This window comes from Sporosarcina sp. JAI121 (assembly GCF_013408665.1).
Classification (GTDB): domain Bacteria; phylum Bacillota; class Bacilli; order Bacillales_A; family Planococcaceae; genus Sporosarcina.
Genome location: NZ_JACCCL010000001.1, coordinates 349,125 through 362,649, shown reverse-complemented (window position 1 = coordinate 362,649; position 13,525 = coordinate 349,125). Strand labels below are relative to the sequence as shown.

General features: G+C 44.5%; 9 protein-coding genes. 1 reads left to right on the top strand and 8 read right to left on the bottom strand.

Features of this window, described 5'->3' with window-relative positions; genetic code table 11:
- Positions 1 to 451: 451 nt before the first annotated feature.
- Positions 452 to 601, top strand: a complete 150-nt coding sequence (locus tag HDC33_RS01765; RefSeq protein ID WP_179390817.1) for a hypothetical protein — start codon at positions 452 to 454, stop codon at positions 599 to 601.
- A gap of 110 nt (positions 602 to 711) precedes the next feature.
- Here the strand turns inward: HDC33_RS01765 and HDC33_RS01760 are convergent, their stop codons facing one another.
- The 8 genes from HDC33_RS01760 to HDC33_RS01725 all read right to left on the bottom strand — a co-directional run bounded on the left by HDC33_RS01760 (position 712) and on the right by HDC33_RS01725 (position 13,343).
- Positions 712 to 1,410 (bottom strand): right-handed parallel beta-helix repeat-containing protein, encoded by a 699-nt coding sequence (locus HDC33_RS01760; RefSeq protein ID WP_179390816.1) that lies wholly within the window; start codon positions 1,408 to 1,410, stop codon positions 712 to 714.
- A gap of 908 nt (positions 1,411 to 2,318) precedes the next feature.
- A complete protein-coding gene (locus HDC33_RS01755; RefSeq protein ID WP_179390815.1) occupies positions 2,319 to 5,672 on the bottom strand; it encodes an S-layer homology domain-containing protein in 3,354 nt (1,117 codons plus the stop codon).
- Between the two features lie 552 nt (positions 5,673 to 6,224).
- The gene (locus HDC33_RS01750; RefSeq protein ID WP_179390814.1) at positions 6,225 to 6,935 is read right to left on the bottom strand and encodes a WecB/TagA/CpsF family glycosyltransferase; all 711 of its coding nucleotides are present in this window, start codon (positions 6,933 to 6,935) and stop codon (positions 6,225 to 6,227) included.
- Entirely contained in the window at positions 6,932 to 8,236 is a 1,305-nt protein-coding gene (locus tag HDC33_RS01745) for a nucleotide sugar dehydrogenase (RefSeq protein ID WP_179390813.1), read from the bottom strand. Before HDC33_RS01745 ends, HDC33_RS01750 begins: the two co-directional genes overlap by 4 nt.
- A 147-nt stretch (positions 8,237 to 8,383) precedes the next feature.
- Positions 8,384 to 9,565, bottom strand: a complete 1,182-nt coding sequence (locus HDC33_RS01740) for a S41 family peptidase (RefSeq protein WP_179390812.1) — start codon at positions 9,563 to 9,565, stop codon at positions 8,384 to 8,386.
- Positions 9,566 to 9,754: 189 nt separating this feature from the next.
- Positions 9,755 to 10,831, bottom strand: a complete 1,077-nt coding sequence (locus HDC33_RS01735) for a CAP and S-layer homology domain-containing protein (protein WP_179390811.1) — start codon at positions 10,829 to 10,831, stop codon at positions 9,755 to 9,757.
- Between the two features lie 157 nt (positions 10,832 to 10,988).
- The gene (locus HDC33_RS01730; protein ID WP_179390810.1) at positions 10,989 to 12,185 is read right to left on the bottom strand and encodes an aminotransferase class I/II-fold pyridoxal phosphate-dependent enzyme; all 1,197 of its coding nucleotides are present in this window, start codon (positions 12,183 to 12,185) and stop codon (positions 10,989 to 10,991) included.
- A 246-nt stretch (positions 12,186 to 12,431) separates the two neighbouring features.
- Positions 12,432 to 13,343, bottom strand: a complete 912-nt coding sequence (locus HDC33_RS01725) for a DMT family transporter (RefSeq protein ID WP_370457392.1) — start codon at positions 13,341 to 13,343, stop codon at positions 12,432 to 12,434.
- Positions 13,344 to 13,525 lie beyond the last annotated feature (182 nt).

The window sequence follows — 13,525 nt, the reverse complement described above, 5'->3', positions numbered from 1 at the left end:
TGTTATCATATTATTTCGACATTTAAATACAACTTTTTACCTATTAGGTCATATTAATGCTTTATAATTCATAAATCGATAGTACTTTGTAACTTATCTTGTCGTAAAAAATCGAAACATTTTTGTATTTATACTCTCTTCTACTCATGAATGGATTCCAAAAAAATAAATAAGCCGGCACTTGTTTGATATAGACACCAGCTTGTTTATTAAAAGTGATTATTAGATGTCTGTATTACTAATCTCAAAAAATACTAGTTGGAGACTTCATGTCCAATTAAAATTTAATGAGGGAAACCGGAATGGAAAATATAAGAGAAGTAGAAACGGAAAAATCCCCCTTTATATACTTGAATCTATGTCTCTACTATTGCCTGTTGAAAGCCGATCAATCATTGAGCCTTCATTCCTCTTGGGAGTGAAGGCTTATTCTAATTGGAGGGGAAAATATATGAAGAAGTATGAATCGGAAATTAAGCAATTGAAGTTGTTAAGTGTAATGGAGTTGAGTGAGAACCGAGTGCCTGCTAAACGAGTGGACATAGTGTCGTTACGAATGGTGAAGGAAACGAGCAAAAGGAAAACCCCCTCAAGTCTCTAAAGACTCAAGAGGATTTTCCTCAAATTCATATACTTACTTATATAGTCTCCACAAACCGAATAGTAGTGAGTTGTCTGTATTGCGTTAGAACGCTGGTACCCGAAATTAGATTAGTTTTTCTTATACCAAGTTTGACCAGCTTTAACAATAGTTGTGCCACTCCATACATTTCCTGCTTGAATCACTGTGTAGTTACTTGTAACCCAACTTGAATTTGCTACATCCGCATATATATGTGGCATTTCAGAAGCATCATTGTGAGTATTTGCTCCTGTAACTGTTAATGACGGAACGATTGTAGCTTCCACATTAGCACTCTTACCTACACCGATACCACCAAATCCATTACCTGTTGTATTAACTTTATTTACAGTTACGGCTGCACTATTTACATATAGTCCAACGTTTGCATTTTGAAGTGTTACACCATTCAGGACTACACCTGTTGCATTGTAGACTTGCACTGCATGTTTAGAAGCCCATGTAGCATTTAGGGCAAGTCCACTGTCTACTGTCATGTCTTTAAGTGTTACGTTATTTGCAACAATACGAAGACTACCAGTTATAGTTTGACTGTTTCCGTCAATTGTTACGCCCGCTTTAGAAATTCCATAATATGCTCCTGTAGTAGCAATTGGACCTGCTAAAACGACAGTTGTTGCCTGTGTAGTAGTAAGTGCCAAATCTAGTTGATGTTCATCAAGAACACTTACTTCATCCATACCGTTCAATCTGTTTTGCAACGCTGTTTTTCCAGTGCCATTAGGAAGTGCAGTAACTAGACGTTGCGCCTCCACAACATCAACCATTGTTTTACTTCCTACAGCTTTGTTTACCGCAGTTGTTGCTGCAATTACCTGTGGGCTATTCCCTTCTTATACTACATCTCTGTAGCTTTCGATTAGGGCCTACACCGTACAAGCGGCTTTCACCGCATACGGCGTGCCATCAACGGTGTATTATTCCATTATATGAGCAAATTGACGCGAATCAATATACCTATATAATATCTAAAAATAGGGACCAATCATAGATTCATGATTGGTCCTATTTAATTAGATAGCTTAATTCTGGGGAAATAAGCATATCATAGAATAACTACCACTGACTAGGTTCCTTCGCTCCTGCTAGTTTTATCCTTCTCGTATGTTACCATACAAGTCCAAACGGCTAGCGATCAACACTACTATGAACCTGCTGCCATCTTGCTAGTCTCACTGGTGCTGACACACCTCTTCTAACAAGACTTCAAACGTTCCGCAACTTCCATCCCTCTTTTTGATTTCCTTAGGTTCCCACTATCCAGGTGTAAGAACGACCGGTTTAACAGTCAATTCGTCAATCGCCACTATAGTATTTCGACTATAGGGATGTACAGTGAACTCCTAGCTTAATTTCGCACCGTACACTAGCTTACCCTGCCTACATGGATTCGTCTGCCTAACCATAGAAATCTTTTAAAGAACCCCGCCCCGGGACCACCGGGTACGACTTCACCTGACTTCATCCCTTTTGTGTAATTCAGCACATCACTTGATGCAGGAGGATTAGGTACTTGTACATTGACTGTTTACAAGGGCAGGAATTTCACCCACCAATTGGAAGTAGCAGTTAGAAAGAAACCCCATGTACTACCAAAAGGTAATACATGGAGCATTCATTTCCACTCATTTCACTGAATAAGTCAGTTTATAGAGTAACGTTTCGTTTATTTTTATTAAGGAGTGATTGTAATTACAGCATTTGCTTTTGCATCTGTAGTAGATACGTTACCAGCAGCATCTTTAATGAATCCTGCTGCTACATCTAAAGTATCTGCCGCACTAGGTCCAACTAGATTATATGCAGCATTACCTTCTAAAGTAATTGCTTTTGCTGAATCAAGTACGATTGTCAATGTTGTGTCATTAGTTACTGTTGCAGATGCAATTTCGGCTAATGTAAATGCTACGTTAGGAGTAACTGCATCGTCACCGTTAATGTCCCAAACAATCTTGCTCCAATCAAGCAGTGCTTTGATATCTCCAGAAGCAGCTGCAGTTGTGAAGTTAGTTCCTGTTAATACTAGTGTATCTGTTACTCCATTGTATGCAGCACTAACGATAGTTGCAGTTGGTGCAGTTACATCCGCTGCATAAGGAGTTGTAGTTTTAGAGATACTTAATTCACCAGTTGTTGCATTTGCTGTTACAGTTACGGCAATTGTTGCTACTTTATCATCAGCAGGTCCTGCTACTGCTCCTGTATCAGTTACTGTTACTGTAGCAGTTCCTACTCCTTGAGCAGTTAATTCTACACCAGTAGCAGTTGGAGTTGCAGTTACAACACCAGCAGCTGAAGAAACAGCTGTATCAGCTTTAGCTAAGTTTAATTCCGCAAGAGTTACATTATTATTTAAATCTGGAACATTACCTTGACCGTCAGTAATAATTTCAAATGAAACTTTACCAGCAGTATCCTTAACGTAAGTTGCAGTTACCCCTTCAAGAACTGAAGCTTCAAATGTATCTACATCAATTACGTTTCCAGTAGAGTTCTTGAATGAAGCACCTTTATAACTTACTGCATCTTTTCCATCGAAAGTTACTTCTTTTTCTTCTGTATCAATTGCAACGATAGCACCAGTAAATGTATCTGCAACTTGTGTTGTAGAAGTAAATGTTGCAGTTGCAGTATGTTGACCTAAGAATACTCTATTTGTATCATTTGTAGTTCCGTTAGCAGTTACTGAAACTGAAGTTGATTTATTGCCTGCTGAGTAAACTTCAATTTTATTTACTCCTGTAAGAGTTTCACGATCAACAGTAGCAGTTTTCCCTGGAGCTACTACTACATCAGTTTTCCCGAAAACTTGTACAGTTACATCATTTGCTCCAGTATTCTTAACTGTATAAGATACTGATAATGGTTGACCTGAAACAGCTTTACCTGATTGGTTAGCAGCAGAGAAAACAAATGACGCTTTGTCTGTACCTACAAATGTTTCTTTTACTACATTCGCTGAGTTTTCAACAGCTAGTTTACCATTAACAATTTTTGCATTAGCAAAGTAAGTTTTCTCAGCAAGAACCGTTGCTTCGCCTTCATCAAGGTTTCCTTCAAGAGAAGTTGAATCATTAATATCAATCCATGCTACTGGAGTTGCATAATCGTTAACTTTATCGCTATAGATAGTAAATTCACCTTTACCATCTTTATCTACACGTACAGCAATTTGTTTTGTAGTTCCAGTAACACCTTTAGTAGGATCTACTTTAAAGTCTGCTGCTGTTTCTGTACTAATTACACGGTCAAGATTCTCTTGGAATGCAACATTGACTGTTTGACCAGCTGTAGCTTTTCCTGCCTTGTCTTTAACTTCAATTTGGAATGTACGACCATTTGTTGATCCAGTTGCAGCTTCTTGACCAGTCTTAGATGAAATTTTGATTTCATGGTTTGCTTGTTCAGAAGTAAATACAACTTTTTCAGCAGTAGTTCTTAGTTCTTTTTGATCTAATACATTATTAGAAGTTGCAAGATTTTCAATAAATGCTACTGGAGTTGCAGAAGCATTAGTACCTGAAACTGAGAAAGTAGCTTCACCCTTAGAGTTAGTAATAACTTCAACAGTTACAGGAGTTGTTCCATTGCTTAATTGAGTTGGGTTAACACCATTAATTTTTGCAGTTGTTAACTGATCTGGGCTTACATTGATATTTTCTAGGAATGACAAATCAACTTTTTGTCCTGCTACAGGTTTTCCAGTTTCAGGATTATTGTATGTTACTTTATAAAGCTTGCTATCTCCGTTAGATAAAGAATTTCCTACTTTCTCATCTACTGCAGTGATTGCAAGGATTGTATCTACACCCCATACAACTTGAGCTACGTCACGAGTAGCAGGTGCGCCTGTAGGATAAACAGCAACTGAATCATATGCTCCAGCAACGTATTGAGTATAGCTGTAAGTAGCAATCCCTTCAGCGTTTGTGAATGCTTCTGCTACATAATCTTTTCCAAGATCGTTTGTATTATCTACGTTGAAAGTTACTGGAACACCAGCTTCTTTAGTGCCAACGTATGCAGAAAGAATGACTTGCTGACCAACTTTACCTTGTATTGAAGTAGTGTTCAACTTGATTGAAGTCGGAATTACAGTAGAAATACCGTTGAATGAACCAATTGCTTTTTCATTCAATGTTACAGTGTATTTCTCCCCGCCTTTTTGAACTGCAGTAGTTAATACTACTGTTTTGTTATCAGATTGTTTAACTGCTGCGTTAGAAACAGTCAATCCATCAATTTTGAAGTTAAGTGAGTTAAGGTTCTCAACTGCATCCTTGAAAGCAACTTCAACAGTTGTAGCGTTAACAGCCTTAACTGATGCAACGTCTGCAGATACTGCGCCTGTTACTTTAGAGAAGTCTGCGTTAAGTGTATTGTTTAGGAATGTAGCAAAGTGTCCGCGAGTTGTAGAACCTTTTGGATTGAAGTTTGCAACATTCGGGTTTGTGATATCGAAGAAATCAAGAACGTCGATTGCTGGACGTGCTTCAGCTTTTGCTAGACCTAGGTCTTTAACATCTTTGTTGAACTCTTGGCCTGCTACATAAGTAGCAAGGTCGATGTCGTTAACGCGATCGAACGCACGAACCAATACGACTGCCATGTTTTCACGTGAAATGTTATCGCTAGCTAGTAGACGACCGTTGCTTCCTACGAATACGCCGTTGTCAAAAACAACTGCTGCATAGTCAAGAAGTTCGCCGTTAGATTTTGTAGTCAAGTCGCTGAAACGTGGGTTAGTTTTTGAGTCAGAAGGAATTTTATATCCTTCAGATACAAGCCATTTACCCATCATTTTTACAACGTCAGAACGAGTCAACGTTTTGTTTGGTAGGAAAGTCCCGTCTGGGTATCCAGAGATAACGCCTGCATCGGAAAGAGCGTTGATCGCTTCTTCGTGCGTGTTACCTTTCGTATCTTTGAAATCTGCCGCGCTTGCGACTGGTGCTACTGCGGATGCAACTAGAGCAGCTGATGCAGCTCCTACTAGAAACTTGCTGTACTTAGATGGTTGGTTAGCCATTGAATAATTTCCTCCTCTTAGATAGAAAAATTAATTTGTCAACTACTTCCACGGCAAAATGAAAGATAGAAGTCATTACAGGTAAAATTATAGATAGTTGCGAACAGAAAGTCAATTACAAGTTAGTAATATAGTAAATACTATTGTAATAAATGATAGACTCCTGAGCCACTTCTATCATTCTACCTCATATCTGATATATATCAAGTATTTTACTATTATTAGTTTTTAATTACAGATTAGTATCAAATGCGCGAGTGTGTGACGGGAGTCTGTTTATTCAGGTTTCAAAGGGGTTTTCGAGGGATTTTGAGGTGGTTTTTGGTAAGATGTGTCACAAATATTTCATTTTTTGGCATTCACCAGTTACGGGCGCCCTCCATATTAAATTGCACAAAAAAGGCTTGAACAGATGGGAACTGTTCAAGCCTTTTTTGTGGTCAACCAACCGATTTTGATTTACGTAATGCTTGTAATATATGTTATAGAGGAAATTATTCTTACACTTACGTATTCTAGCACCACTTTTATCGGAATACAAGTCTACTAGTATTACTTGCGGGTAAAAACTTCAAATAAAAATTTCGGGAGATTCATTTGCCGTTTTAGACGGCTTGGTTCTTTTAATAGACGATATAGCCATTCCGCACCGAACCGCTGGAATGCGGCTGGAGCACGTTTGACATTTCCTGCAAGTACATCGAAGGAACCACCGACGCCTTGGTATAGTGTCGGGTATAGGTTGTCCCGATGCTGTTCGATCCATTGCTCTTGTTTCGGGGAGCCCATGGCGACGAACAGGATTTCGGGTTGTGCTTGATTGATCGTTTCGATGACTTTGCTAGTGTCTTGTTCGTAGCCGTCTTGTGTTCCGGCTACGATGAGATCCGGGTATGTTGCGATCAGTTGTTTTGCCGCCTTATCGGCGACACCCGGTTTTGCACCGTATAGAAAGATAGATTTCTGAGTTCGTGCCGCTTCCCTGACGATGCGGTCCATCATGTCGACGCCTGTGACGCGGGATGTGATGTTCCCTTTTATCAGCTTAGACGCGATGATGACCCCGATGCCGTCCGGAATTTGGAATTCCGCACGGTTCAGGAGCGCTTTGAGTTCAGGGTCTTCTTTCGCTTTCATCAGCTTTTCCGGGTTGATGGCGACGACAAGTGATTTCTTCTTGTCGTCGATGTTGCGGAAGAGCATCGGAATCAATTGGTCGTAGTTTTCGGTATTGACTTGGACACCTAGGATTTCTTCCTTCATATAGAAGAAAGTCCTTTGTTCTTGCCGTCGCCGAGCTTAAAGAACCGGAATCCGGCTTGTTCCCACTTGTCCCGGTTGAGTGCGTTTTTCGTGTCAAGGACGAGCGGTTTTGTGTCGCCGGTGTTGAGCATTTCCGGGTTGAGTGTTTTGAATTCCGAATGATCGGTTGTCAGGATGATCAAATCGATATCTTGTACAGCTTCGCCGAGTGATGCCACTTGCGTCGGATGCTGCAGTTCTTTTATATGCGGATCAAATGATGTTACTTTGATGTTCAAGTTTTGCAGTTCTTTGATGACTTCTGTAGACGGGCTTTCCCGCAGGTCGTCGACGTCGGCTTTGAATGCAAGGCCAAGTATAGCGACTTTACCGTTTTGTATACCGTTTTCTTCTAGCAGTGTTTGCGCTTTTTGCGCCGTGAATTTCGGCATGCTGTTATTTGTCAGACGTGATTTCTTGATGATGTCCGAGTTTTCCGGGCTTAATTCAACAAGGAACCACGGATCGACTGCGATACAGTGTCCGCCAACGCCTGGTCCAGGTGTATGGATGTTGACGCGCGGGTGGAAGTTCGCAAAGCGGATGGCTTCCCATACGTCGACGTCGATTGTTTCCGCGATTTTCGCAAGTTCATTGGCGAAAGCGATGTTGACGTCGCGGTACGTGTTCTCCATTACTTTGACGAGTTCCGCCGTAGTTGCGTCTGTCAGATGGATTTCCCCTTGGACGAAAGTTTTGTAAAGCTCTTTCGTCATTTCAGCGGATTCCGGCGTGATGCCGCCGACGATCCGATCGTTGTTGATGAGTTCTTCGAAGATTTTGCCTGGTATGACGCGCTCAGGTGAATGTGAGACGAAAAGGTCTTCGCCTAGTGTCAGGTTTGATTTGCGAAGTTCCGGCAACATGACGTTTTCCACTGTTTTTGGTGGCACAGTTGATTCGAGAATGACGAGTGCCCCTTTTTTCAAGTATGGGACGATGGAAGCTGTCGCTTTGCGGATGTATTCCAAGTTTGCCGTGTTGTCCGGGTTGATCGGTGATGGGACTGCGACAATGTATACGTCTGCTTCAACCGGTTGTGTGGAGACGGTGAATAATTCTTGGTCGATTGCTTGTTCGAGACGCTCTTGGAGACCGTTCTCTTCTATATGAAGTTGTTTGTTGGCGATCAGGTTCACTGCTTTTTCATTTACGTCGACGCCATGTACGCGGACGCCGCTGTTTGCGAACATGACTGCTGTCGGCAGGCCGATGTAGCCGAGTCCGACGACACATATATTTTTGTTGCTGTTTTTACTCATCGTAATTATCCTCTCTTCCGGATATTGCTTTTGGTGGTGCGCGTTTTTACGCACGTCTCTTATAAACATTTGTTGATTATAGCACATTTGGATGCTTGCCATCCACTTTACATGGTTAGACCGCGTCGTTCAACGGGTACTTGGTCGTCACTTTGCAGTCTGGACGGTGATTGGGACGAATGTGCCTTGTTTGACTGTGCGGCTGTTCGTGTTTTTCATGCCAGGGTTGATGACGAGTGTGTACGTGCCACCGAGTTGCAGTTGTTTTTTCGGAATGACTTCAAGTGTATTGTCCGTTTTTTGTTTCACTGTGACAGGGACGGCTACGCCGCCTGCTTTTACGAGTTCTATTGTATTGGACGCCTGTGCATCTTTAAAGTTCATTGGTTGTGTAAATTCGACGTCGAACGTTTTGTTTGTGGGTACGTTTTGCAGTGTGTTGAGTTTCTTGTATTGCTTTTTGCTGAGTGTTTCGTTCAGGATCCGCTGATGGATGGTGACGAGTTCTTTGTTCGGTTCCATTTTAATGGCCGGTTCAACGCCTTTTTTGTGGACGACGGCTCCTTTTGGTCCGGTGAATTGCCCGATTGTCAGTTTGAGCGCCCCGCCGTTATCGAATTCGAAGAACGATTGGACAGTTCCCTTCCCTTTTGTCGTCTCCCCTACTATCGTAGCCGCTTGTTGATCCTTGAGAGATGCCGCGACGATTTCAGACGCGGATGCGGAATAGCGGTTGACGAGTACGTATGATTGTTTCGGGAATTTTGTTTTCGTCGGAACCGGTTTGATCATTTTGTTGCCTTCGCGTGTTTTGAGATAGTATGCGTCAGTTACTCCTTGGTAAAAACCTAGGAGTTGTTCGGCGCTGTCGACGTAGCCGCCGCCGTTGAAACGAAGGTCGACGATGAGTCCGGTGGCGCCTGCTTTTTTCAGTTTCGACCAGTGCGTTTCGACTTGTTTGCCGAGGTCCGCTGAGAAGGTGTCGATTTTTATGTAACCGATATTGCCGTAAAGCATGGATGATGTGATCGGGTGCAGGATTAGTGATGCTTTCGGCGTGTTTGCGAGCTTTGTCGTCGGTTGTTGCGTGTCTTCGGCGACTGCTGCGATGTATGTGCGGTATTCATCCGCGGACAAGTAACGCGAGTATTCGTCGAGCGAGTTGATGATTTCGTCCACTGTTTTCATGGTGTGGAGGTTTTTAGGTATGTCGCCGTAGTAGTAGGTTTCAACGAAGAATTTGACGTCGTCGACGGTGCCTGCTTGGGCGAATGGTGCGAATAGGAACAGTGCTATGAATGTGATGAATGCTGTTTGGAGTTTTTTCAATGGATGCGTCCCCCTATCGTCGATATGCGTATATGTTTCTATTATAAGCTATACCCAAGTTTAATGTAGTGGAGACAATTTTATTTTTGGGTGGGTTTGGAAGTGATGTGATTTTCAGTTTACTAGATTCGTTGTTTGGTTGTGCAGGGAGAAACCGTCCGGTGGTGAGGACGGTTTTCTTGGTTGGATTTATTTTTTGGCGAACAGTTGGACCCAGTATGTTTTGCCATCGGCGTCGGTTGCGTAGGCGGAGCCGATGTGGGTGAAGTTTTTGTTTGCAATGTTTTCGCGGTGGTTCGGTGAAAGCATCCACTCTTTGACGACGGATTCTGGTGCGATATAGCCTTTTGCGATGTTTTCCCCGAATGCGGTCCATTTGTATTTGAATGTGTTCAGCATTTTATCGACGGTGCCGTATGTCGGTGACTTATGGTCGAAGTAGTTATTTTTCGCCATGTCTTCCGCTTTGGCTTTGGCGATTGCGGAGAGGTCCGTGTCGTGAATAAGTTCTTTTGTGCCGAGCTGCTTCCGCTGTTTATTGACCAAGTCGATAGTCTTTAGGGCGTTATCGTGGATGTCGACGACTGGCGGTACTGGGTCGGGCTTGGCATTTTCCATATACATGCGGCGGTCTTTGTCATAGTAGATGACGCCTTTTTCGCGCTGAAGGTCGAACGTCGTTGTCCGGTCGATGAACGCTGCCATGTGTGCGCGGGATACGTTGTCGTTAGGCTTGTACATGCCGCCTGGCAGTGTTGTAGTGATGCCCAGTTCGGCAAGTGTTGTGATGTAGCCGTGGCTCTGATTGATTTTCACTACGTCCCGGAATTTTATAAGGTCGTTGTCGTCGACGGTGATTTTATAGCCGAGTGTGAGTATTTTCGCCATTTGTGCGCGTGTAAGCGGCTCGTTCGGATGGAACTTGTCCCCGTCGGCGAAGATGCCGCGTTCGGTCAGTGCACGGATGTGATCGTATGAGCCGTGTGCTGCGCTGACGTCTTGGAAACTTGGCTTGAATGCAGCTGTCGGTTTGGCATTGATGGCCAGTGCGACGACTTTTGCGGCTTGGGCACGGGTGACGGGTTCATTCAGACGGTAGGTTCCGTCGGAGTAGCCGTTTATGAGACCGCGTTTGGAGATGTTGTCGATGGCTTTATGGGCCCAGTGAGTTGTCGGGACGTCCGTAAATGATGCGGCTTGTACGGTCGGGTTCGCTGTGATTAGTAGAGTTGTTGAGAGAATTGCAGTAGTGAGCCATTTTTTCATAGTGAGGATTCCTCCTTTTCTATGATTATACTAGTTTGGTGGGTAGAACGTTATAGGGAGTGCGGAGTGAAGGTTATCGTGGGGATTTTGGTGGATGTGTTGGGTAGTTCAGGCCGAGTGTTGGTGCACTCGGCCTTTATTGTGTGTGTTTTTTTGATTATAGTAGCGGTGGATTTGGAACGGTGTGACGTTCGTTGCTGCGCCAGTTGGTTACCCAGTTTTCTAGGCGGTCCATGGCGATTTCGAGTTGGCCGAAGGCGTATGCGTAGGAGATTCGGATATGCCCTTCGCCGTATGGTGTGAAGGCGGTGCCCGGGACGACTGCGATTCGGGCTTCGTCGAGCAAAGTGTGGGCGAATTGTTCGGATGTCAGGTTGAACTCTTTAATAGAAGGAAAGATGTAAAACGCGCCGTTCGGTTTGACGGTTGGGAGACCCATATTGGTGAGTCGGGTGTGGATGTAGTCGCGTCTTCGGATATATTCCGGGTTCATTGCCGCAGGCGTATTTTGACAGTTGGTCAGTGCGGTGACAGCGGCGTGCTGGGACGGGACGGTTGCGCAAAGAATGTTGTAGGCATGCACTTTGACGGCTTGTTTCACCCATTTTGCGTCTGCTAGCAGGAAGCCGATGCGCCAGCCGGTCATGGAGTGAGATTTGGACAGGCCGTGGACGAGGAATAGTTTTTCCCGAAGTTCGGGGTATTGGGCGAAGGAGCGGTGTTCCCCTTCGAAATGGTTTTCGCTGTAGATTTCGTCCGAGACGATGAAGATGGCATGTTTGGCGAGTGTTGCGGCGAGTTCGTCCATCGTCGCGCGCGGAATGGTGACGCCGGTCGGGTTTGATGGATAGTTGAAGACGATTGCTTTTGTTTTGGGAGTGATCAGTTTTTCGAGTTGAGCTGGGTCCGGGATGAAACCGTTTTTTGTAGTGTCGAGATAAATGGGTTTTCCGCCGGCCAGTGTGATGAGCGGTTCGTAGCCGGTGTAGATCGGGGCGGGTACGATGACCTCGTCCCCTTCTTCGAGAATCGTGCGGAATACGGTGTCCATCGCTTCGCTTGCGCCGGCTGTGACGATGATTTCAGTTTGCGGGTTGTAGGTGAAGTTGTATTTGTTGGCGAAGAAGTCGGATGCAGCTTGCCGGAGTTCGAGCAAACCGGCGTTATGCGAGTAGGTGGTTTTATTGGCAATGATCGCTTTGTGGGTGGCTTCTTTGATGCGTTGGGGTGTCGGGAAGTCGGGTTGTCCAATGGTCAGGTTGATGGCATCGGGGTAGTTTGTTAGCAAGTTGGCGATTTTGCGGATGCCGGATAGTTCAATTTGCTTAACGCGCGGGTTGATGGTGAGTGCCATTTGGTGATTCCCCCTTTTGGTGGCGGCTTCGGTTGGGTGGTGTAGTGGTGTAGTGGTGTCGTTGGCCGCCTGCTAGTTTGCTGGTTAGTAGTATATGCGTGGTGTGGGGGAAAGATTTTCGGGTTTTGTGTATTTGATACTAAAATTCTCCGCTTTCCCTTGAAGGGTAAAAAAGAAGCCATCCGGCGATTTGGATGGCTGATGGAGTGGTCGTTTTTTATTAAAGACAGCAATGGATTCGGGAAACTAAACTACTTCCTCATTTGGTGATTGTCGTTTCTTCCATAAATCCTCTGCTGCGCCTGATCCTAATATGACGCCGGTGACTATTAAAATTAGACCTACGAGATGGCGGGCGGTGATGAGTTCGCCTAGGAAGATCGCTGAGCCGAGTAGGGAGAACATGGTGTTGAAGTTGATGAAGATGGCGGCTTTAGACGGGCCGACCTGACCAACAGCGTAGTTGTAGAGCATGTGTCCGACAGCTGTTCCGATGATGGCACTTGCCGCGAAGCCGAGCCAGAACATGGGCGGTACGGTGGCGAACGCTTTGATTTCGCCTGGTTCTTGAATGAGGCTGATGAAGAGTAACACTACGCTGCCGACGACCATCATATAGGCGGTCATGATGCGCGGGTCCAGTGTTTTGGCGGCTTTTGAGATGACTAGGAATGATAGCACTTGTGCTGCGATCGAGATGAATACGAAGACGTCGCCGAGCGCAAGGCCGCCGAGTCCCCCGCCTGCAAGTACGACGGAGCTGACACCGATGAGGCCGACGATGAAACCGAGCCACTGGATTTTAGATGGAGAGATCCGCATGATCAGCGACACCGAGATAGCTGTCAGTACTGGACCGAGGCCGAGTATAAGTCCGGCGTTTGTGCCGGATGTGCGGAAAAGACCCATGTTGAGGAAGTAGTGATGGAGGACGACATTGAGCATCGCGCCTCCGACTATGTATTTCCATTCGGTCTTTGTCGGCAGCCTGAGCATTTTGAATGCGCCCAGGATGATGAATACGGATACGCCTGCGAGCAGAATCCGGAATGTTGTCATGGTGACCGGTCCGACGTGCAAAAGCAAGTATTTGAGGAGCGGCAGATTGAATCCCCAGATGAGCATGGCAGTTGTGAGGAGCGCATATATTTTCCACATGGGCAGGCACCCCCTTCTTTGGTTTGGTGGATTTATTTATTTGGTGGTACAGATTTTTTAGGTGTGCAACGTTTACAAACTACTAAACAATGCTTTTATTACGTAGTGTTTGATGATGTTTAAGTATACACCTTTTTGGTGGGTACCTGTCACCCAGACAATTCTCGCACAATTCATCTGGG